Source organism: Thalassospira sp. MIT121401 (assembly GCF_047125595.1).
In the GTDB taxonomy this organism is placed as follows: domain Bacteria; phylum Pseudomonadota; class Alphaproteobacteria; order Rhodospirillales; family Thalassospiraceae; genus Thalassospira; species Thalassospira povalilytica.
The window spans coordinates 3,561,212-3,579,735 of the sequence record NZ_CP138926.1 but is presented as its reverse complement, the minus strand read 5'-3'; the positions used below and the strand labels follow the sequence as shown (position 1 = coordinate 3,579,735).

25 protein-coding genes are annotated in these 18,524 nt (G+C 51.1%); 22 read left to right on the top strand and 3 right to left on the bottom strand.

Going from position 1 to position 18,524, the window contains the following annotated elements; all coding sequences use genetic code 11:
- Nucleotides 1–96 precede the first annotated feature (96 nt).
- The 14 genes from mntR to SIB88_RS16435 all read left to right on the top strand — a co-directional run bounded on the left by mntR (nucleotide 97) and on the right by SIB88_RS16435 (nucleotide 11,038).
- A complete protein-coding gene (gene mntR / locus SIB88_RS16500) occupies nucleotides 97–552 on the top strand; it encodes a manganese-binding transcriptional regulator MntR (RefSeq protein ID WP_062956581.1) in 456 nt (151 codons plus the stop codon).
- A gap of 915 nt (nucleotides 553–1,467) precedes the next feature.
- Nucleotides 1,468–2,409 (top strand): WD40/YVTN/BNR-like repeat-containing protein, encoded by a 942-nt coding sequence (locus tag SIB88_RS16495; protein ID WP_197482552.1) that lies wholly within the window; start codon nucleotides 1,468–1,470, stop codon nucleotides 2,407–2,409.
- Entirely contained in the window at nucleotides 2,406–2,912 is a 507-nt protein-coding gene (locus SIB88_RS16490) for a DUF411 domain-containing protein (protein WP_336107752.1), read from the top strand. The genes SIB88_RS16495 and SIB88_RS16490 overlap by 4 nt, the downstream gene beginning before the upstream one ends.
- 147 nt (nucleotides 2,913–3,059) lie before the next feature.
- Entirely contained in the window at nucleotides 3,060–3,545 is a 486-nt protein-coding gene (locus SIB88_RS16485) for a c-type cytochrome (protein WP_062956578.1), read from the top strand.
- A complete protein-coding gene (locus SIB88_RS16480; protein WP_062956577.1) occupies nucleotides 3,542–4,147 on the top strand; it encodes a DsbE family thiol:disulfide interchange protein in 606 nt (201 codons plus the stop codon). The genes SIB88_RS16485 and SIB88_RS16480 overlap by 4 nt, the downstream gene beginning before the upstream one ends.
- A complete protein-coding gene (locus SIB88_RS16475) occupies nucleotides 4,144–4,746 on the top strand; it encodes a TlpA family protein disulfide reductase (RefSeq protein WP_062956576.1) in 603 nt (200 codons plus the stop codon). Before SIB88_RS16480 ends, SIB88_RS16475 begins: the two co-directional genes overlap by 4 nt.
- Before the next feature lie 13 nt (nucleotides 4,747–4,759).
- The gene (locus SIB88_RS16470; protein WP_197482551.1) at nucleotides 4,760–5,176 is read left to right on the top strand and encodes a hypothetical protein; all 417 of its coding nucleotides are present in this window, start codon (nucleotides 4,760–4,762) and stop codon (nucleotides 5,174–5,176) included.
- Nucleotides 5,169–5,429, top strand: coding sequence for a hypothetical protein (locus tag SIB88_RS16465; protein ID WP_062959163.1), 261 nt, complete (start codon nucleotides 5,169–5,171; stop codon nucleotides 5,427–5,429). Before SIB88_RS16470 ends, SIB88_RS16465 begins: the two co-directional genes overlap by 8 nt.
- 62 nt (nucleotides 5,430–5,491) lie before the next feature.
- On the top strand, nucleotides 5,492–6,142 hold the full coding sequence (locus SIB88_RS16460) for an SCO family protein (protein ID WP_064788068.1): 651 nt from the start codon (nucleotides 5,492–5,494) through the stop codon (nucleotides 6,140–6,142).
- Entirely contained in the window at nucleotides 6,139–6,588 is a 450-nt protein-coding gene (locus SIB88_RS16455) for a copper chaperone PCu(A)C (protein ID WP_062956573.1), read from the top strand. The genes SIB88_RS16460 and SIB88_RS16455 overlap by 4 nt, the downstream gene beginning before the upstream one ends.
- The gene (locus SIB88_RS16450) at nucleotides 6,585–7,232 is read left to right on the top strand and encodes a hypothetical protein (RefSeq protein ID WP_062956572.1); all 648 of its coding nucleotides are present in this window, start codon (nucleotides 6,585–6,587) and stop codon (nucleotides 7,230–7,232) included. Before SIB88_RS16455 ends, SIB88_RS16450 begins: the two co-directional genes overlap by 4 nt.
- Nucleotides 7,233–7,316: 84 nt before the next feature.
- Complete coding sequence (locus SIB88_RS16445; RefSeq protein WP_062956571.1) at nucleotides 7,317–8,057, top strand: cytochrome c biogenesis CcdA family protein; 741 nt, start codon at nucleotides 7,317–7,319, stop codon at nucleotides 8,055–8,057.
- Between the two features lie 188 nt (nucleotides 8,058–8,245).
- Nucleotides 8,246–10,702: a heavy metal translocating P-type ATPase gene (locus SIB88_RS16440; RefSeq protein ID WP_062956570.1), complete on the top strand. Its 2,457-nt coding sequence runs from the start codon at nucleotides 8,246–8,248 to the stop codon at nucleotides 10,700–10,702.
- Between the two features lie 126 nt (nucleotides 10,703–10,828).
- Nucleotides 10,829–11,038 carry a hypothetical protein gene (locus tag SIB88_RS16435; protein ID WP_062956569.1) on the top strand — a complete coding sequence of 70 codons (210 nt, stop codon included), beginning with the start codon at nucleotides 10,829–10,831 and terminating at the stop codon, nucleotides 11,036–11,038.
- Nucleotides 11,039–11,355: 317 nt separating this feature from the next.
- Here SIB88_RS16435 and SIB88_RS16430 read toward each other — a convergent pair whose 3' ends face one another.
- Nucleotides 11,356–12,252 carry a cation transporter gene (locus SIB88_RS16430; protein WP_062956568.1) on the bottom strand — a complete coding sequence of 299 codons (897 nt, stop codon included), beginning with the start codon at nucleotides 12,250–12,252 and terminating at the stop codon, nucleotides 11,356–11,358.
- Between the two features lie 80 nt (nucleotides 12,253–12,332).
- On the opposite strand from SIB88_RS16430, the gene cadR reads away from it, so the two are divergent.
- Nucleotides 12,333–12,740: a Cd(II)/Pb(II)-responsive transcriptional regulator gene (cadR, locus tag SIB88_RS16425; RefSeq protein WP_412558561.1), complete on the top strand. Its 408-nt coding sequence runs from the start codon at nucleotides 12,333–12,335 to the stop codon at nucleotides 12,738–12,740.
- Nucleotides 12,741–13,032: 292 nt separating this feature from the next.
- On the opposite strand, the gene SIB88_RS16420 is transcribed toward cadR, so the two are convergent.
- Nucleotides 13,033–13,449: a MerR family transcriptional regulator gene (locus tag SIB88_RS16420; protein ID WP_062956567.1), complete on the bottom strand. Its 417-nt coding sequence runs from the start codon at nucleotides 13,447–13,449 to the stop codon at nucleotides 13,033–13,035.
- Between the two features lie 75 nt (nucleotides 13,450–13,524).
- Here SIB88_RS16420 and SIB88_RS16415 point away from each other — a divergent pair, with 75 nt between their 5' ends.
- From SIB88_RS16415 to merA, 4 genes are read left to right on the top strand one after another with little or no spacing between them, the layout of a single operon-like run.
- Nucleotides 13,525–13,914, top strand: coding sequence for a mercuric transporter MerT family protein (locus SIB88_RS16415; RefSeq protein WP_062956566.1), 390 nt, complete (start codon nucleotides 13,525–13,527; stop codon nucleotides 13,912–13,914).
- Nucleotides 13,893–14,255, top strand: a complete 363-nt coding sequence (locus SIB88_RS16410; RefSeq protein WP_341364458.1) for a heavy-metal-associated domain-containing protein — start codon at nucleotides 13,893–13,895, stop codon at nucleotides 14,253–14,255. Before SIB88_RS16415 ends, SIB88_RS16410 begins: the two co-directional genes overlap by 22 nt.
- Nucleotides 14,256–14,258: 3 nt before the next feature.
- Nucleotides 14,259–14,510: a mercury resistance system transport protein MerF gene (merF, locus tag SIB88_RS16405; protein WP_062956564.1), complete on the top strand. Its 252-nt coding sequence runs from the start codon at nucleotides 14,259–14,261 to the stop codon at nucleotides 14,508–14,510.
- A gap of 1 nt (nucleotide 14,511) precedes the next feature.
- The gene (merA, locus tag SIB88_RS16400) at nucleotides 14,512–15,933 is read left to right on the top strand and encodes a mercury(II) reductase (RefSeq protein WP_062956563.1); all 1,422 of its coding nucleotides are present in this window, start codon (nucleotides 14,512–14,514) and stop codon (nucleotides 15,931–15,933) included.
- 99 nt (nucleotides 15,934–16,032) lie between these two features.
- Here the strand turns inward: merA and SIB88_RS16395 are convergent, their stop codons facing one another.
- On the bottom strand, nucleotides 16,033–16,473 hold the full coding sequence (locus tag SIB88_RS16395; protein WP_082923384.1) for a MerR family transcriptional regulator: 441 nt from the start codon (nucleotides 16,471–16,473) through the stop codon (nucleotides 16,033–16,035).
- A 91-nt stretch (nucleotides 16,474–16,564) separates the two neighbouring features.
- Here SIB88_RS16395 and SIB88_RS16390 point away from each other — a divergent pair, with 91 nt between their 5' ends.
- The 3 genes from SIB88_RS16390 (at nucleotide 16,565) to SIB88_RS16380 (ending at nucleotide 18,353) form a co-directional block, all read left to right on the top strand.
- Entirely contained in the window at nucleotides 16,565–16,837 is a 273-nt protein-coding gene (locus SIB88_RS16390) for a hypothetical protein (RefSeq protein WP_062956561.1), read from the top strand.
- Nucleotides 16,834–17,277, top strand: a complete 444-nt coding sequence (locus SIB88_RS16385; RefSeq protein ID WP_062956560.1) for a hypothetical protein — start codon at nucleotides 16,834–16,836, stop codon at nucleotides 17,275–17,277. The genes SIB88_RS16390 and SIB88_RS16385 overlap by 4 nt, the downstream gene beginning before the upstream one ends.
- A 107-nt stretch (nucleotides 17,278–17,384) precedes the next feature.
- Nucleotides 17,385–18,353 (top strand): arsenic resistance protein, encoded by a 969-nt coding sequence (locus SIB88_RS16380; protein ID WP_062956559.1) that lies wholly within the window; start codon nucleotides 17,385–17,387, stop codon nucleotides 18,351–18,353.
- Nucleotides 18,354–18,524 lie beyond the last annotated feature (171 nt).

The following is an 18,524-nucleotide window of genomic DNA, read 5'->3' as shown; positions in this document are numbered from 1 at the left end:
ACGTCAGTTCCTGTTAAATCAGACAACAGTTTGCTGTATTGCAATAAGGTATAGCTTTAGCTATACCTTATTGCTGATAACTACCAAGGAAATCGCATGCTTACCGATCAGACAGAAGAAGCGCCTTCGAGTGCCCTTGTTGATGAAAACGTACAAGTAGAGAGTTTTCGGCAAACGCGGAATAGTCGCCGAAATGAATTGGTTGAGGACTATGTCGAACTGATTGCCGACCTGATAACTGATGGCGGAGAAGCTCGTCAGGTCGATATTGTTCGCAGGCTCGGCGTTGCGCAACCTACCGTTGCCAAAATGCTCAAGCGCCTCGCTTCTGACGGATATATCAAACAGAGACCCTACCGTGGTATCTTCCTGACAGCCCAAGGCCGCAAGCTCGCCCGACAAAGCCGGGAGCGCCATCAGATTGTCGAAAGTTTTCTTTGTGCCCTTGGTATTAGTGCGGAGACGGCTCGAATTGACGCTGAAGGTATGGAACACTATGCTAGCGAAGAAACCCTTCTGGTTTTTAGGGATTATCTGGCCAATCGGAAATAAACGGCCTTAACAACAAAGGAAGGCACTTATTGCTTCCGAACCACGAACCTGCCAATGATGAGTAGACACAATGAGTTGTTCCTCTATCTGCCAGCGTAGTTTGCGGGCAATCTGTCGATAAATGTAGTGCGGTCATTTCCTCTTGAAGGTCGGGCAGCCCACTGACTTTCCCATCTGGACTATGCGCAGAGACATGTTCTTGATTGACAGAGGAATGTTCACGGGAATTTATTATCGACAGATATTCATTCTTGGGATAAGACTATAAGTATGCTAGCTTGTATCAGGCTTCTGACCATACTTTTGATCGCTGCTTTTGCCGTCGGGACAAGTCTCCAGACGGTCAACGCTGCTGTTATGGATGTCGGGATGCCGATGGCGGACATGGCAATGGACAATTGCCAGAATTGTTCTGGCAGCGGCGACATCATGCCGGACTGCGATATTGCGTGCCCTCAGGTATCAACTATCGCAATTTCGCCTGTACAAGTTGCAATACCTGCACTCGCCTCAGTCGAGCATTTCGGGCCGACAGGCAGCCTTACCGGCCGCTCAAACTCTCCCGATCCATTCCCTCCCAGAACCAACACTCTGAACTGATATCTCCTTAATCCGTTTTGGTTTGAGGATATCAGTGTCATGGGGCATCACCGCGATTTCTCATGACGTGCTGCTTCGTGCCCGCAATTTTTATTGCGGGCTTGAGAGCTTCTTCAGACAGGGTCGGAAATCATGTTTTCCGATCTACGAGGCCCAAAAGCACGGCTTCACTCAATGGACAGGCGGCAATCCGCCCCTGCCTTGAGCGCCCCATTTTTACGGGAGCCCGACCCCTGAAGATCAAACCTTATAGGATCATTGTGAGCAGGTTCCGTATCACGGTCTGATAGCTCCAACTCCTTGAGAAACAGGCATATGAAGAGAAACACCATAGTGGGTGGCGCCGTTTCCAGACGTGTGCTGCTTCGCGGTCTCATGGCGGGTGCCGGCCTCTACCTGTTGCCAGCCACGGCCTTTGCCGCGATTAGCAAAAGCACAAGCAGTGCAATCGTTTTTGACGGCAATTCGCTGATTGTTGCGCGCGGTACCTCGCTTCTTTATCGCAATGGGAGCCAAAACTGGACAGCGCTGCCGAAGGTGTCGGAAGGCACCATTCTCACTTTTACAACACATCCGGAAAGGCCGGGCCGCATTGTTGGCGGTCTGGATACCGGCGGGATTGTTCTGTCTGTCGATGGCGGGAAAAGTTGGGACGTGCGCGGGCAAGGACTGCCAGAAGCTGCCGTCACTGCCATCACAACGGCGGTGACAAACCCAGATACCATATATGCCGCCATTCGCGGTGACGGCTTATGGCAGAGCGATGATGCTGGTCAGTCATGGGTGTTTGTCATGGACCGGCCATGGTTAGCGAATGCCGAGCGAGATCTGACAGCACTGTCTTCAGTCGATCTGGCAACCGGAATGGGTGGGATCTGGCTATATGCCGGAACCGATACCGGTGTAACGCGTGTGCCGGATTGTTTCTGCCGTTGGCAGGATGTTCAGCCGGGCGATGCCATGGATGCTCTTGCGTCCGGAAAGCAGGCAACTCCCAAAGTACCCTTACCTGAGGGTGAACCTGTGAGTGCGCTGGTCAGTGCGGTATCGCGACCGGCCACACTTTATGCCGGATTGCCATCCGGAATTTGGCAATCGCACGATGCGGGTGTCACCTGGTTAAAGCGTTCAGAAGTTATCGCAACAGCACTCGCGGTTCATCCGCTACGCGCTGATGATCTCGTAATTGTGAATAACGACGGGGTTTTACAAAGCCCAGACGGTGGCAGGACGTGGACCGCCATTGCGAACATATGATGATGGAGAAACAGATGAGAAAATTAGTGATTGTGACAGGTGTTGCGATTCTGGCTGTTGCCGGAAGTGCTGCATTTACAATGTTTGCTCCGGGAAAAGGAGAGGCGCAAACGAACGTGACAGTAGCTGGTGAGAGAAGCAAATCGATCACAATCTATCGGGATCCGAACTGCGGATGCTGTGATGCCTATGGCGAATATCTTGAGACCAATGGATATCAGGTTACCCGTGTCGATGATCGCGATTTCGACAAGCGATCCGTTGCCGCCGGTGTCCCGGAGCAAGGGCTGGGCTGCCATTTGGCCGAGATTGACGGATATGTCGTAAGCGGGCTGGTTCCCGCCGAGATCATTGAACGGATGCTTGATGAACGCCCGGATATAACGGGTATCACGCTGCCCGGCATGCCACCAAATGCGCCGGGCATGGCACGTGAAAAAACCGGGACGCTGAAAACCTATGCGTTCGGAGAGGACGGCATTGCCGTTTACGCCAATGAATGAGTGTTTTGGACAGATGATGGATGGTTCGATGATGGGGGGCCCGATGATGATGCTGATGATGGCAGGAGGCGGTCTTGTGTTTCTTCTGATCCTTGCGATCCTGATCATGAGTGTTCTCGCGTTGTTTAAATATCTGCGGGGCAGGAAATGATCGCTGTATCGCCTGGATCATTGGTCACCGGATTAATGGCTGGCGTCGGCATGGCTTTGTTGTCCGGGGTAGCGGATGCTGGATCAACGCCCGAGAATCTGACTTTTCTGGAAAAGCCGATCACTCCGGAACAGATTGCACTGGGCAACGATGTCTATGCTGAATTCTGCGCATCGTGCCATGGTGCAAATCTTGAGGGGCAGAAAAACTGGAAGCGCCGCCTTGATACCGGGCGGATGCCTGCGCCGCCGCACGATGCCAGTGGTCATACATGGCGCCATAGCGACCTGGAACTTTATGCGATGACCAAGTTCGGGATTGGCGCTGTCGTGCCGGGATATGAGAGCGATATGCCTGCATTCGAGGATGTTCTGAGTGATGAGGAGATCATCGCTGTACTTGGCTATATCAAGAGTGTCTGGTCGGACGAGGAACGCGCATTCCAGCACAATCTGAATCCTAAAGACGGGAGGGCGAAATGAGTGCAGTCCCCAAAGAACATCGCCCGCAAAAGCACTTCAACCGGCTGATCTATTTTCTGCCGCTTGGCATCGCCTTGATATTGGGTGTGGCCCTGGCGAAGGGATTGACTCTTGATCCCAACACACTCCCCTCGGCCCTGTTGGGCAGACAGGTCCCCGAATTTGACCTTCCGCCGGTAAAAGGCCGGATGCAAGGTTTGTCGAGTACGGATCTCAAAGGTGAAGTGTCGCTGGTCAATGTTTTTGCCTCCTGGTGTGTCGCGTGCCGTGAAGAACACCCCGTGTTCATGAAACTGGCCCGCGACGGCACCGTTCCACTGCATGGTCTGAACTATAAGGATCAGCCTGACGACGCTGCAGAATGGCTCGATAGCCTTGGCGATCCCTATACGAGAACAGGTGCGGACATTAACGGGCGTGTGGCAATTGACTGGGGCGTCTATGGCGTCCCTGAGACCTTCGTTGTCGATGCAAAAGGGAACATTGCTTACAAGCATGTCGGGCCGGTAACGGAAAAAGTGTTGGCCGAGACCATTCTGCCAAGGGTCGAAAAATTGCGTAATGAGGCCTCAGGTGCCGGAACTGCGGAGGCACCTCGATGAAGAGCCTCTTGGTGCATATGAACCTGAAAGTGGGGTTTGCCGCTGGCATCATACTGGTGGTTGTTACCACATTGACCATAGTTTCGTTACGCAACGAGAAGAATGTCACCGATCAGGCAGCGGACAATGTAAGGCAGAGACAACAGCGCTCGTTTGTCATGCATGACGTTCCCCGGCCTCTTCCCGAATTCGGGTTCGAAAACGCCGAAGGTCAACCCATGACACTGAGTGATTTCGAGGGAACGGTCGTCTTGCTGAATGTCTGGGCTACCTGGTGTGTTCCTTGCCGCGAGGAAATGCCGACCCTGGATGCCCTGCAGGCCGAACTCGGCAGTTCGGAGTTCAAAGTCGTTGCCTTGTCGATCGACCGGGCCGGAGCGGATGTCGTGCAGGATTTCTATAGCGAAATCGGCATCCGGAATCTGGACCTCTTCATCGATCCAACCATGAAAACCACGACGGCTCTGGGCATCCCCGGTTTACCGACGACGCTTCTGATTGACAGGAACGGCCGCGAGCTTGGTCGACTTGTCGGACCGACCGAATGGGCGACAGCAGAGATGATAGATTTTCTTAAATCCCACATCTACACCGATTGAGGAAGGAACTCCTATGACCGAGATACAACAAGCCAAATCCGGTAATACCTCGCTTGGGCATGACGTGGTTCATGCCGTTCGATATTACCTGAAGGGACGTCGCGGTGTATTTGTGCTGGCTGGAACTGCCCTTGTCGCTGGGCTTGCATTTAACTGGAGCTGGATGGTTGCGGTCGGCATTGCACCTTTGCTCCTTTCTGTTCTGCCTTGCGTAGCCATGTGTGCGCTGGGTTTATGCATGAACAAAAAGGCCTGTTCGTCGAAAAAGAGCGCCAGCGATATCGCCCCTTCATCCGATGAAACCCCGAAAAACAGTCTTCCCGGCAACGAGGCCGGAAGGTCCCCGGCTGCATCAGGCGCAAATATAGCGTCTGTAACACCCCAGTCGGGACATGAGTCCACAACCGAAAGGAATGTTAGAGATGCGTAAATCAATCAAACTCACCGCGTTTGCCACAATGATGGTCGCGGGACTGGCGACAACAGCCCTATATGCCCAGGAAGCCCAAACTCCGGACAAGCAATCCCCGATGATGGAGCATGATGGCAATTCAGGCATGGGGGATATGCAGGGCATGATGGGTATGATGAAGATGATGAGCCAGATGGGGCCGATGATGGAGCAGTGTACTGAAATGATGGCTGCTATGACCGATCACATGCCGCAGCCTTCCGACAAATAACATCGTGACATGACACCCGCCCGGGACAAATACCCGGGCGGGATTTTCCACGGGATCGTTTCATGACATCGAATAATTTCAACCGGTTACGTTTCATCCGTTCCCTATTGTGGGGGATGGTTGTCCTTGCTGTACTGCTCTTTGGCGGCGCATATATCTTCCAGGCTTCCGACCGCAAGCAAATGTCGTCGGGGGCCGAAGGGACGGGAGAAGCCGCCATTCACTCTGATTTTTCCTTGACCGATCATCAGGGGAACCGTGTGAGTGAAGCAAGCTTCCCGGGGCGTTGGCAGCTTGTCTTTTTCGGTTTCACACATTGTCCTGATGTTTGTCCGACCACACTTGCCTATATGGCGGATGCGCTTGACCGCATGGGGCGTGAAGCCGACAGCGTGGCACCGATATTCATTACAATTGATCCGGCACGCGATACACCTGACGTCATGGCGGAATATGTCGAGGCCTTTCATCCGGCGCTGATCGGATTGACCGGTAGTAAGGAGGATGTCGCTGCAGCCGCCGAGGCTTTTCGGGTCTATTACGAAAAGTTGGACGACGATACAGCACCGGACGGCTATTTGATGGCCCATTCCGGGCATCTTTATCTGATGGCACCGGATGGGCGTTACCTGACTGTCTTTCGTGAAGGAGATCAGCCGGCAGAAGACATGGCAATCCGGATTCTCGCGATCATGAATGGGAGTACAATATGAAAAGAACAGCCATCGCCCTCGTCATGACCTTGCTATCAGCACTACCGGTTTCTGCCGGAAACCTTGTCGAAATATCTGACGCCTGGGCACGTGCCACGATTCTGACATCCCGTCCGGGTGTGGCATATCTTACGATCACAAGCGCTGCGACCGACCGCCTTCTGGAAATCACCACAGCTGTGGCCGACCATGTGATGATACATGATGTCGTCACGGTCGATGATGTTCGCCGGATGCGACATGTCATGGCTCTGGATGTTCCGGCCAACCGCCCGGTCACTCTGGCGCCGGGGGCAATGCATCTCATGTTGACGGGATTGCATGAAAAACTCCGTGAAGGTGAGAAGTTTCCCATGACATTGCGCTTTGAAAACGCAGGCGAGATTAGCATTGACGTCGCCATTCTTGGCATAGCTGCCGCCGGGCCGCAGGGGGAAACAGAATGATCCGGTGGTTGTTTTTGATCCTGGCGTTGACGGCCTCACCAGCTTTTGCGAATCATCCCGGTGAACACCTTGACGAGGTGATGGCGGATAAAGAGCCATATTTTGAGGTGACAAACACCGGAAAGGTTCCAGAGATAGAACTTTTTAACCAAAATCAAGGTCGCTTTAATTTGAGCGACCTTGATGATCAGATACTTATTTTAAGTTTTGTGCCAAGGGATTGTGGTGCAGCCTGTGCAGAACAGCAAACCCTACTGGCGTCCTCTCAGGCGAGGCTGAATATTAGCCCGATGCGGGAAATGGTCACGTTCATTACCGTTCATTCCGAAGATTTTTCAGATACTCCTTCTTGGGATCTGGTGAACTGGCGGCCTGTTATGCCGTCTTCGGATATCAGTGCTGTAACTGTTGCCGATAAATTCGCCAAATTGAGCCAGCGTGACGGGTCTGCGCCGATGATTCATATTATCGATCGGAATACCCGCCATGCCGGTATTTTTCACGGCACGAGTTTCAATCAGATGAATCTGATCCTTTACGTGAACGGATTGACAAACGCTGTCCACCCCCCAAAGCCGCCTGTTGAAAAGGGGTGGCTCGATCAGTTAACAGACTGGTTCTCAAAAGTAGGAAAAGAGCCCTGAACAAAGATAGGCTTAGCACTGTTTGGTTAGCTGACCTTCCTGTTCTCTGAATACTTGGTTCCTGATTTTACGGAATACAGATTAATGCCTGAACTTTCCAATATCGGCATAATAAGCGCGTTCGCCGCAGGCCTCATATCGTTTCTCTCGCCATGCGTGCTGCCTCTGGTTCCCGGATATATCTCCTATATCGCGGGTGGTGCCTCTCTTTCGACCAGAACGGAGGCAATCCGAGTTGGTCGATTGTCATCTCTTGGTTTCAGCCTGTGTTTCGTTTTGGGCTTCACCACGGTTTTCGTCCTTCTGGGGGCCAGTGCAACAGCACTTGGTCAGGTCCTGCTCGGGTACCGGTTCGAGATGAATCTGATTGGTGGCGGCATTGTCATTCTGTTCGGGCTGTTCATGCTGGGAACGCTCCGTCCGGCGTGGATGATGCGTGAAGCGCGCTTTCATCTTGATCTGCCTGGTGGACGTGTGGTTTCGGCATATACTCTTGGGCTTGCTTTTGCGTTCGGCTGGACACCCTGCATCGGTCCTATTCTCGGTGCCATTCTGACTGTCAGCGCCTCGTCGGCAACTGTCAGCGATGGTATTGCTTTGTTGATCGTATATTCCGTGGGGCTTGGAGTGCCGTTTCTCTTGGCAGCACTGTTTACCGAGAGCCTGTCTGTCAGATTGAAATCCATAGGACGCTTTGGGCGTTATCTCCGTGCAGCGGCGGCCTTGATCATGATCGCCATGGGAGTTGCCATGATGACCGGTTATATGTCCGCCTTTGCGTTCTGGCTGCTGGAAACATTCCCGCTTTTGGGGCGCATTGGTTGACGGGCCAGGAAGAACCTTCCAACAGTTAATGGCTTTCTTAGTAGTGACTTGTGCGCGCTATTTTTTGCCGAAAAATTGGAAGAAAACAGCAAAGTACACGTCGTGTGAGACACTTCGAACAAAATACTTGACCTTCCAGTGACTGGAACCTTCATACTTGCTTAAACAGCAGACAATCAGAGGTTCAGATGCAAAACCATAATCACGTGCAAATAAAACTTGATGGGATAACCTGCTCCTCTTGCGTAGCAAGAATCGAGCAAACTCTATCCGCGATGAAAGGTGTCGGAGAAGTATCGGTCAATCAGGCGAATGAGACGGCCCGAATGAAGGTCGACAAGGCGCAAAGGCTTGTCGAGATTGCTCAAGCGCTTCAGAAACTTGGTTATGCCCCCCAATATGGCAACGTAACTCTAAGTGTGAATTCAATGTCATGCGCCTCTTGTGTTAATCGCATCTCAAAGTCGCTTGGCCAAGTCACCGGCGTAATAGACGTAGCCGTCAACCTTCCAACTGAGACTGTAGCGGTGAAATTCCTACAGAATGTTGTCTCTCCGACTGAATTGTCCTCCCAACTGACTGCTTCCGGTTATCCATCTGAGATCAAAGAAACAACGGACAGTTCTATCAAGAATAAACAGGTTGCGCGTGAAATAGCCTACCGTACGCTTTGGGCTGCTTTGCTAACTCTGCCTATTTTTCTGACCGAAATGGGCGGTCATATCATCCCGGAACTTGCTAATGTTATCGAAAGCACGATCGGGCAGCAAACTTACTGGACGCTGCAATTTATCTTAACAACAGCAATTCTTGCCGGGCCGGGCAGATACTTCTTCATCAGAGGTGTCCCTTCTCTTCTGAAAGGTTCTCCAGATATGAACAGTCTGGTCGCACTCGGAACGGGAGCGGCTTATATATTCTCTACCGTTTCCACATTTCTTCCTGAACTTATACCTGTGGAAGTTCGCGCAGTATATTTCGAAGCCGCAGCAGTCATCATTGTTCTCATCCTGCTTGGCCGTTTTCTGGAAGCCCGTGCAAAGGGGAGGACTGGAGCGGCGATCCAAAAACTTCTGGGACTTCAAGTTATAGAAGCACGAGTACAACGCGATGGCGAAAGCGTCATTGTTCCTGTTGATGACCTTCAAGTTGGCGATGTTATTATAGTGCGCCCGGGTGAACGAATCCCGGTTGATGGTGTAATTGTTGAGGGAAACAGTCATATTGACGAGAGCATGATAACGGGCGAGCCAATTCCTGTTGCCAAACAAGCTGATTCAAAAGTCACAGGAGGAACCGTGAATGGTGCAGGAGGCTTCAGTTTTCGCGCAACTCGTGTTGGTGAAGACACAACATTATCGCAAATAATTCGGATGGTTGAAGAAGCCCAATCCACCAAACTTCCCATTCAGAGTCTGGTTGATCGCGTAACTCAATGGTTTGTACCTGCAGTCATGTTTTTTGCTGCACTAAGTGTCTTGGCATGGTTTTTGTTCGGTCCTGAGCCAGCCGTTACAATGGCGTTGGTGGCAGGTGTTTCTGTTCTAATAATAGCCTGTCCTTGCGCAATGGGGTTAGCCACACCAACCTCCATCATGGTTGGAACAGGTCGTGCAGCTGAAATGGGTATTTTGTTTCGCAAGGGAGACGCACTTCAGGAACTTCGTTCCGTTCAGATCGTTGCGCTCGACAAGACTGGTACTTTGACGGAAGGACGGCCAGAGGTAACCGATTTTGTGGTTGCTCAAGGCTTCACAAAACTTGAAGTTTTAAGGTATGTAGCTGCTGTTGAAGCCAGATCGGAACACCCGATTGCCAACGCAATCGTATCTACGGCGCGCCGTGAGAATATTGACGCAGACCAACCAGTTACAGATTTCACCTCATTCACTGGTTACGGCGTCCGAGCAAAGGTTGATGATGCAACTGTCCTAGTTGGAACTGAACGCCTGATGCGACGAGAACAGATTGATCTCAAAGATTTTCCTGCAGTTGTTCAAAAGCTCTCACGAAACGGGCGAACAGCATTGTACGCAGCAATTGACGGACAGGTTGCTGCTGTTATCGGAGTGTCAGATCCTGTAAAGCCTTCAAGCAGGGACGTGATAAAAGCGCTTCACAGCCTTGACCTGAAAGTCGCAATGATAACAGGTGACAGTCTTGAGACTGCACAGGTAATTGCAGAGGAAACTGGAATTGATCATGTAGTTGCTGGAGTGTTGCCAGACGGCAAGGTTGCGGCCTTGAATGATCTTCGTGGAGAGGGGCGGAAGATTGCATTTGTTGGTGACGGTATTAATGACGCACCTGCTCTCGCTCATGCCGATGTTGGGATCGCGATAGGCACAGGCACTGACGTGGCAATTGAGTCGGCAGATATTGTTCTGATGTCTGGCGATCTTGGCGGCGTCATCAATGCCTTTGAAGTATCCAACCGGACGATGCGAAACATTCAGCAAAATCTGTTTTGGGCTTTTGGCTATAACACCGCACTTATCCCTGTTGCTGCAGGTCTGCTTTATCCTTTCTCTGGAATTCTGCTCACTCCTGTTCTCGCAGCAGGCGCAATGGCGTTGTCTTCGGTCTTTGTTTTAACAAATGCATTGCGGCTCCGTAAAATTGTGCCGGTAATGCGTATGTTGTGATCGCGTGATTGGATTGAGAAAGAACTGAAAAGTTCTATTAGATCGTGAGTGCGTCAAAGTACCGGTAGGAGAAGTTCTTCTCGGCAAGAACCTCTCTTACCCAATACCGGATTAAGGAGCGATTAAATGACGACCTCAAGTGATGAACAATTGGAGTATGTAGTTTTGCATGCTTTCAAACATGCCTGCAGCTGCGAAAGGCTTGATATTGCCGAATTTATGCTAAGAGCCCTTGAAAAGCTTGATCAGGAGCGAACGGAACATGACACCGTGGATCGTCCATTGATGGATGCGTATCGTGATTTGACGGCAAGCTCACAGCATCACAATAATTGATAGCTGGGGTGGTAAGGTCAATTGGAACACTTGAATTAACATTTCAAAGTATCCTTCATCTTTCAGCAAACCGAGTTTCACATGGCACGGCTTGATTCGTGTGAAGAAGAGTTGGTGGTTTTCTCAATTGGCAACTGAATGCAGCACAGGTGTTCCATGTCTGCACCCAATTAAAGAACGGGGTACAGAAACAGACTCGCCATAGGCCATTGATTGTTGCCCCAGACATTTTATCGCCTGATCCGACGCAGGAAGTACGCCAGAAATGGGCAATAGGTCATGCCGTGAGCGATTTTTGCCCGCAACGGACACTGCTCTTAACCCTTGATAGCCAGAATGCGTTTGGCGCCGTTCAGTACAATGACCCCGGCGATGGTGCCGATGATCAGGTCCGGATAATTGGACCCGGTCCACGCGACCAAAACGCCGGCGGTGATGACCCCCAGATTGATCACCACGTCATTGGCCGAGAATATCCAGCTTGCCTTCATGTGCGCCCCGCCCTCCCGATGTTTGGATATGAGCAGCAGACAACTGGCATTGGCAATCAATGCGACGAATGCGATAGCCATCATCACCAACGATTCAGGCTCACTGCCAAATACAAAGCGTCTCACCACCTCCGCTAGTGCTCCAACAGCCAGAATTAGCTGCAGAACACCAGCAAGATGCGCGGCACGCACCTGCATTCTTATGCTATGCCCAACAGCATAAAGGGCGAGCCCGTATACCGCCGCATCTGCGAAATTATCAAGAGACTCACTAATTAGGCCAGTGGACTGGGCTGCCAGGCCGGAAATCATTTCTATTAGAAATAGGAGTGCATTGATGCCAAGCAACCAGCGCAGGGTGCCTGCTTCTTGTTTGATAGAGGTAGTTGAGGCTTCGGCGGTCTTGATGGTCTCTGGATCGGCTGCGGTGCTTTCCTGAAGCGTAGCGCCTAGCCCCAAGGTCTCCAACTTTGTAGTGATAGCGGCAACTTCGCCATTGTGTACGACCTCCAACTGGTGGTTCGACAAGTCGAAGGACAAGGTCTGAATCTCCTTAAGGCCATTCAGGGCGAGGCGGATTATTCGTTCTTCTGACGGGCAGTCCATTTTTGGCACTGCATAAATACTGATCCATTGCTCTGATGCTTCGAAGGCGTTCGGTTCATCGGTATTCGATGGCGGAGGTGCATCACTACCAGAAAGGCTATCACAGAATATACTCATGACATGGTTCCACTTTAAATTACAGTGTTACCATTCAAAACTATATAGTAACTATAAGGTCAATAGGGTGGAGAGGACAAATGCGCATTGGTCAGTTGGCACGGTTAGTAGAGATCGACACACAAACAATCCGCTTCTATGAACAGCAGGGCCTATTGCCGTCGGTAGGGCGGAGAGAAAACGGCTACCGCGTCTATACCAAAAAGCATGGTCAACGGTTGAGATTTATCCGTCGCTGCAGAATTCTGGGTCTATCTCTGGCGGAGATTTCCGAACTACAGCAGCATCAGGATGAGCCTCATCAGCCTTGTAATGCGGTCAACGTTTTACTTGATGATCACATATCTCATGTGCAATCACAGATTGCCACTCTACAAGCGCTAGAAATACAACTCGTTTCACTAAGAGAAAGTTGCAAAGATGGACGGGATGTAGAGGAATGTGGCGTTCTTTCTGGGATCAATGAGAAAGAAACACATAAGAGGTAGAGGGATTTTCCAGTCGACCAACCCGAAAAACCAAGATTTTACTCTTGCCGATTCAATTATATAAACAGCAGCTTTTTTTGGTTTTCTTACAAAATACTTCCTATCTTATCTATTCTTGGGGCGTAGCCTTTGTTGTAATCTGGCATTCCATCATAAGTTTTTGTTGATATTTAGCTCAAGGATTTGGGAATAATTGAAATTTACTTCATTTGTTGGCATGCTGACAATGTTGTAAAAATTGATAACTGGCCTCTTTGTCCTTTTGATGAAGCCGAACTCACAAGCTACTACTTCAAACGTGGAACAAGGCTTCCAGAACAGGGCACTCAGGCACATCTTTTCCTGAACATTGAGCTGCCGTTTCCGCCAAAACCTGTTCGATCCGTTTCAGGTCATCAATTTTTGTGCGCACGTCAGCAAGATGGCTTTCCGTACGCTGTTTGACCTCCGAACATGTTTGCAACTGACCATCTATAAGAGTCAGCAACCCCCGGATATCTTCAATCGAAAAACCCAGATCACGGGCGCGCAGGATAAACCGCAACCGGGAAACATGTGTTTCGTCATACAGCCTGTAACCCGTTTTGCTGCGCCGCGGATCGGGCATCATGCCGGTCTTTTCATAATAGCGGATCGTTTCAAGATGACAGCCTGTCACCTTCGACAATTCTGCTCGCTTTAGTCGCCTCCCGGAATTGTGATCGTCCATGTGATCAAAACCTTCTTTAATCTGTAGCAGCTACAGACTGTATCTTAACTGCGAATCGAATTCGAGGTAAATCACATGAACGATATCAAATCGGACGACCTGTTGTCGGATGACGGGAAGCAGACAAAAAGAGGTCTGCTTGCAACTGGTGGAGTGGTCGGAGCCATTCTTGCATCCGCCTGCTGTGTCGCACCACTCCTGCTTCTGATGCTGGGGGTGTCGGGGGCCTGGATCGGCAATCTGACGGCTCTTGAACCTTACAAACCACTCTTCGCGACGGTGGCTCTGATATTTATCGGGCTGGGGTTCTGGCAGGTCTATTTCAAGACCAAGCCAGCTTGTGACGACGGGTCTTACTGCGCCCGTCCGGAATCCGCACTGATCACCAAAGCCGCCCTGTGGTTCTCAACCGTGCTGGTGGGATTGGCCCTGACAATCAACTGGTGGGCACCGCTGTTCTATTAGGAGAAATCGAGATGAAACGAACAGGCATTATTCTGGCCGGGGCATTTGCCCTGGGACTGGCTGTCATATATCCGGGAGGCTACCTCCCAACTGCGGCGCTTGCTGCCAGCGCCACAGCGCAGGATGAACAAACAACCGTTTTCGACATCGAAAACATGACCTGCGCCCTGTGTCCGGTGACGGTCAAAACCGCGATGGAAGCCGTCACCGGCGTAGAGGCCGTAGACGTCAACTTCGATAAAAAAACCGCAACTGTCACCTTCGACCCGTCAGTCGCCAATGTGGAAACCATCGGGATCGCTTCGACAAATGCCGGTTATCCGGCCAAGGCGCGGGATTAAATAATGCGTGGCAACACCATTTTTAAAACCGGGATCGTCGGAACAATTTTTGCTGTGATCTGCTGTTTCACACCAATCCTTGTTGTCACGTTCGGGGCCCTTGGACTCTCGGCATGGCTGGGCTGGATAGACTATGTCCTCATACCCGGATTACTCCTGTTCATTGCCCTGGCACTGTACGGCTACCGACAACGAACCCGTGCGCGCGCTTGCTGCGAGACCGATACACAACCAACCACCCGGAAAGGAAAATAATATGAACAATTGTTGTTCGACCGACAAACAGGAATATGACCTTGCTGTCATCGGCGCGGGTTCGGCCGGTTTTTCGGCGGCGATTACGGCCGCTGAACAGGGCGCAAGGGTCGCACTTATCGGCAAGGGAATGATTGGCGGCACATGCGTCAATGTCGGGTGTGTTCCCTCCAAAACCATGATCCGTGCCGCAGAGGCCGTGCATGGCGCAGCGGGTGCTGCGCGTTTTCCCGGCCTCTCCGGAAACGCTCATGTCGCTGACTGGCAGTCCCTGATCAAGGCTAAAGAGGATCTGGTTTCCGGTTTGCGTCAGAAGAAATATATCGATCTGCTGCCCGAATATGATGGCATCGATTATCTCGAAGGGGATGTTGTATTTAATGACACCGGTCTTCTGCTTGACGGCAAAAAGCTTGTTGCAAGAAAGACAATCATTGCAACCGGCACATCCCCGTCATTTCCCGATATTCCAGGCATTGAGAATGTCCCCTGTCTGACCAGTACAACGGCACTTGAACTTGATAAGCAGCCACGATCACTTCTCGTGATTGGCGGAGGATATATCGGTTGTGAACTGGCTCAGATGTTTGCACGGCTCGGCAGCTCGGTTACGCTGGTGACACGGTCACGGCTTCTTCCCGAAGCAGAACCGGAAATTGCTGCATCGCTCACTCAGGAGTTAAGGAATGAAGGGGTATCCGTTCGCACGGGCCTCACCTACGAGAGGGTTGAACGGAAGAATGATAAAACGGAACTGACCATTAATGTCGAAGGCCAAGCCGAGGTTCTTTTTGCTGAACAGATCCTGGTAACGACAGGCCGTAAGCCGAATACAAACGGATTAGGCCTCGAAACGGCTGGAATTGAAGTAAATTCGAATGGCGGAATTGTTGTGGACGCGTACATGCGGACGACGCGTCCTGATGTATATGCTGCGGGCGATGTGACCGGGCGCGACCAGTTCGTTTATATGGCAGCTTATGGCGCCAAACTTGCGGCAATAAATGCCTATAACCGTGACGAACAGACATATGACAACACAACGATGCCCTGGGTTGTATTCACCGATCCACAAGTTTCTGGCGTAGGTCTCTCCGAGGTTCAGGCACAGAAACGGGGCTTTGTGGTCAAGACATCTGTCGTGCCGCTTGATCAGGTGCCCAGATCACTTGCCGCCCGTGATACACGCGGTTTGATAAAACTCATTGCAGATGAAGCAACTGACCGCTTGCTGGGCGCTCAGATACTGGCACCCGAGGGCTGTGACAGCATTCAGACAATGGCGCTGGCCATACGCTTCGGGATGACCGCCAAAGAACTGGGGGAAACAATCTTCCCATATCTGACAACAGTAGAAGGGCTTAAATTGGCTGCCCAAACATTCAACAGGGATGTGTCGAAACTATCCTGCTGCGCGGGATAGTCTGATCAAGATATGAGAATCCTGCCTTGCGAACGCTCATCTCTTCGGAGCCCGAGAATCTTTTGCTTCCGAAGCTGGACGGGAACGATAAGTCGATAATCAACAGCATTTATTGTTCTCGGGTTTCGCAATGTCTTTAAACACCAGACATTCCCGACCAGGGCCACCTGAACAGGCCGCATCACACTGTTCGACAAACCCAGTCAGGCTCTTCTCCAGCGCACGAAGTTCTTTAAGTTTTGCGCGGACATCTGTTAGGTGTGCGTGAGCAATGTCCCGAACTTCTCTGCAATTCTGATCGGGGCTAATCGACAAACCCGCCAAAAGCCGAACCTGGTTGATGGAAAAGCCGAAGTCTCGGCATCGCCTGATAAAGATCAGACGCTCTTTGTCGCTTTCGTCATAGATGCGCTGGTCGCTTGTAGTTCGACGCGGCTTGGGTAACAGACCTATGTCCTCGTAATACCGGATCGTCGGCGAAGCAACTCCGGTCGCCTTGGCAAGGGTGCCGATACTCAGCATACCCGAACGACTATTCATGGCAAAATCTCCTGTTGTCCTTCAAGTTACTTGAAGGTTTAGGCTTTCGCCAGTGCTTTGAGAAATAGAGTCATGAAGAAGGATATTTGCAATGGTTGAAGCCAATAATTCCAAAAAGATCGCCGTCGGTTTCGCAATTTCTGCTTGCGCTGTTTGTTGTGCGCCGCTTGTTATTCCGCCACTGCTTGCACTTGTTGCAGCAAGTAACGTTGGACTTACCGTGTTTGGACAGGTCGGGCTTGGTGTGCTCGTACTTATCAGTATGGGAGGATACATTTATATGCGCCGCAGCAATACCATGCGCATGCAAAAAGCATGCGGGTGCAAAAGTTGCCACTCGGTTAAACAGGGAGAAAGCCAATGATGCAGTTCGGCAAAGTTGATTTACGAGATTGGTTCAAGGCTATTGGTATCGGCATTGTAACTGCCATTTTGCTGTCTGCGGTGATGGTGCCTGCCTCAAAATTCGGCATCTCGCCATTGCCCAAGCCGCTTGGTCTTGCATTTGCCGAAACGGTTATGGGGCGTTCACTTCCGCTGCCGGTTGGCCTAATATTCCACATTGCCTATGTGGTATTTTGGTCTGTTTTGTTTGTTGTGTTGTTTCGAAACGATTTACGATTTCGGAACGCCTTGTTGCTTGGTATGGGGCTCTGGCTTCTTGTTCTTGTTGCATTTTTCCCCATTGTGGGCTGGGGTTTCCTTGGTCTCGCGGTAAGCTCCAAACTTATCGTCGCGGCACTTATCCCTCATTTGCTATTTTCGATTTTTCTTTGGGCGCTCTGCCGGGGAATGTTCAAATAGCGTTGTGTGGTGTAATCGACTAGTTACAACAAAAATCAAAAAGTCGACCGGAATGCAACGAAGTTGTCGGTTTAAATAAAGGAGTATGATCGGTGAAGGCAACGGCAATGCGTGATTGGCTGGAATCGCGTCAGATTATTGTTTACTTCGTTGCAATTGGTCTGGGGGTGGTTATCGGCATAACGGCGCCTCAAATGTCAGTGGCATTCGAAGGTGTCATTACGCCAGTTTTGGCTACACTCATTTACACGACCTTTTTGCAAGTGCCGCTAGCCGATCTTCGCGGCGCAATGACCAACCGGCGCTTTCTTGCGGCATTGCTACTGGCGAACTTTCTCGTCATACCCGTGTTCGTCTGGTTGTTGTTCCAGATGGTGCCGGATCATTCCGCCGTGCAACTTGGCGTACTTCTCGTCCTGCTGACGCCGTGCATCGACTATGTCGTTGTGTTTACGCATATGGGGCGAGGAAACGCACGTCTTATACTTGCCGCCACGCCCATTCTTCTTATCGTGCAAATCCTGCTGCTCCCGCTTTATCTCTGGCTTTTTTTGGGGCCAAACACAGCAGAACTGTTAAGCCCCGGTCCTTTCCTCGCAGCGTTCCTGTGGCTTATTGCGGTGCCTCTGGTCCTAGCCTGGTTGACGGAGCTTTTGGCCAGACGTCATACAACCAGCCAAAAGTTTACCGCCTCCATGACGTTGGGTCCTGTTCCCCTGATGGCATTGACATTGTTTCTGGTTATCGGTGCGGAGCTTCCCCGGATCAGGGAGGCGCAAGACATCGTCTTGAGCATTGTAGCGATCTATATTGTCTATGCTGTGGTTTCGCCACTTATCGGCTGGGCTATTGCCCGGTTCGCACATCTTGATGCTGATGCTGGTCGGGCTGTGATGTTTAGCACTGGTACCCGAAATTCTCTGGTCGTATTGCCGCTGGCACTCGCAGCCCCGTTTGACGGGAGCCTTGTTGCTGGTGTTGTCGTGACACAAACACTCGTCGAACTACTGGCCGAGCTTGCCTATATAAGGCTTGTTCCGACCCTGATGGCTTCACGACCAACACGTGGTGGGTGAGTACGAATTGTCCAAAGTGATGTATCCTGTCGAAAATATCGACATTGATTGGGCGCCGTTTTGGAAACGAACGTTTTCCAGACAGGTGAAAGCCCGAATGCCAATCTCCGATTGAAAACTGTTAATTTGTCTGTATACCGCGTCTTGAAATCAACGTAATATTCTGCTCCT

What these genes read in the sequence shown, in the direction of transcription:
- mntR (WP_062956581.1), top strand. Translation starts at nt 97, where the DNA reads ATGCTTACCGATCAGACAGAAGAAGCGCCTTCGAGTGCCCTTGTTGAT.
- SIB88_RS16495 (WP_197482552.1), top strand. Translation starts at nt 1,468, where the DNA reads ATGAAGAGAAACACCATAGTGGGTGGCGCCGTTTCCAGACGTGTGCTG.
- SIB88_RS16490 (WP_336107752.1), top strand. Translation starts at nt 2,406, where the DNA reads ATGATGATGGAGAAACAGATGAGAAAATTAGTGATTGTGACAGGTGTT.
- SIB88_RS16485 (WP_062956578.1), top strand. Translation starts at nt 3,060, where the DNA reads ATGATCGCTGTATCGCCTGGATCATTGGTCACCGGATTAATGGCTGGC.
- SIB88_RS16480 (WP_062956577.1), top strand. Translation starts at nt 3,542, where the DNA reads ATGAGTGCAGTCCCCAAAGAACATCGCCCGCAAAAGCACTTCAACCGG.
- SIB88_RS16475 (WP_062956576.1), top strand. Translation starts at nt 4,144, where the DNA reads ATGAAGAGCCTCTTGGTGCATATGAACCTGAAAGTGGGGTTTGCCGCT.
- SIB88_RS16470 (WP_197482551.1), top strand. Translation starts at nt 4,760, where the DNA reads ATGACCGAGATACAACAAGCCAAATCCGGTAATACCTCGCTTGGGCAT.
- SIB88_RS16465 (WP_062959163.1), top strand. Translation starts at nt 5,169, where the DNA reads ATGCGTAAATCAATCAAACTCACCGCGTTTGCCACAATGATGGTCGCG.
- SIB88_RS16460 (WP_064788068.1), top strand. Translation starts at nt 5,492, where the DNA reads ATGACATCGAATAATTTCAACCGGTTACGTTTCATCCGTTCCCTATTG.
- SIB88_RS16455 (WP_062956573.1), top strand. Translation starts at nt 6,139, where the DNA reads ATGAAAAGAACAGCCATCGCCCTCGTCATGACCTTGCTATCAGCACTA.
- SIB88_RS16450 (WP_062956572.1), top strand. Translation starts at nt 6,585, where the DNA reads ATGATCCGGTGGTTGTTTTTGATCCTGGCGTTGACGGCCTCACCAGCT.
- SIB88_RS16445 (WP_062956571.1), top strand. Translation starts at nt 7,317, where the DNA reads ATGCCTGAACTTTCCAATATCGGCATAATAAGCGCGTTCGCCGCAGGC.
- SIB88_RS16440 (WP_062956570.1), top strand. Translation starts at nt 8,246, where the DNA reads ATGCAAAACCATAATCACGTGCAAATAAAACTTGATGGGATAACCTGC.
- SIB88_RS16435 (WP_062956569.1), top strand. Translation starts at nt 10,829, where the DNA reads ATGACGACCTCAAGTGATGAACAATTGGAGTATGTAGTTTTGCATGCT.
- SIB88_RS16430 (WP_062956568.1), bottom strand. Translation starts at nt 12,252, where the DNA reads ATGAGTATATTCTGTGATAGCCTTTCTGGTAGTGATGCACCTCCGCCA.
- cadR (WP_412558561.1), top strand. Translation starts at nt 12,333, where the DNA reads ATGCGCATTGGTCAGTTGGCACGGTTAGTAGAGATCGACACACAAACA.
- SIB88_RS16420 (WP_062956567.1), bottom strand. Translation starts at nt 13,449, where the DNA reads ATGGACGATCACAATTCCGGGAGGCGACTAAAGCGAGCAGAATTGTCG.
- SIB88_RS16415 (WP_062956566.1), top strand. Translation starts at nt 13,525, where the DNA reads ATGAACGATATCAAATCGGACGACCTGTTGTCGGATGACGGGAAGCAG.
- merF (WP_062956564.1), top strand. Translation starts at nt 14,259, where the DNA reads ATGCGTGGCAACACCATTTTTAAAACCGGGATCGTCGGAACAATTTTT.
- merA (WP_062956563.1), top strand. Translation starts at nt 14,512, where the DNA reads ATGAACAATTGTTGTTCGACCGACAAACAGGAATATGACCTTGCTGTC.
- SIB88_RS16395 (WP_082923384.1), bottom strand. Translation starts at nt 16,473, where the DNA reads ATGAATAGTCGTTCGGGTATGCTGAGTATCGGCACCCTTGCCAAGGCG.
- SIB88_RS16390 (WP_062956561.1), top strand. Translation starts at nt 16,565, where the DNA reads ATGGTTGAAGCCAATAATTCCAAAAAGATCGCCGTCGGTTTCGCAATT.
- SIB88_RS16385 (WP_062956560.1), top strand. Translation starts at nt 16,834, where the DNA reads ATGATGCAGTTCGGCAAAGTTGATTTACGAGATTGGTTCAAGGCTATT.
- SIB88_RS16380 (WP_062956559.1), top strand. Translation starts at nt 17,385, where the DNA reads ATGCGTGATTGGCTGGAATCGCGTCAGATTATTGTTTACTTCGTTGCA.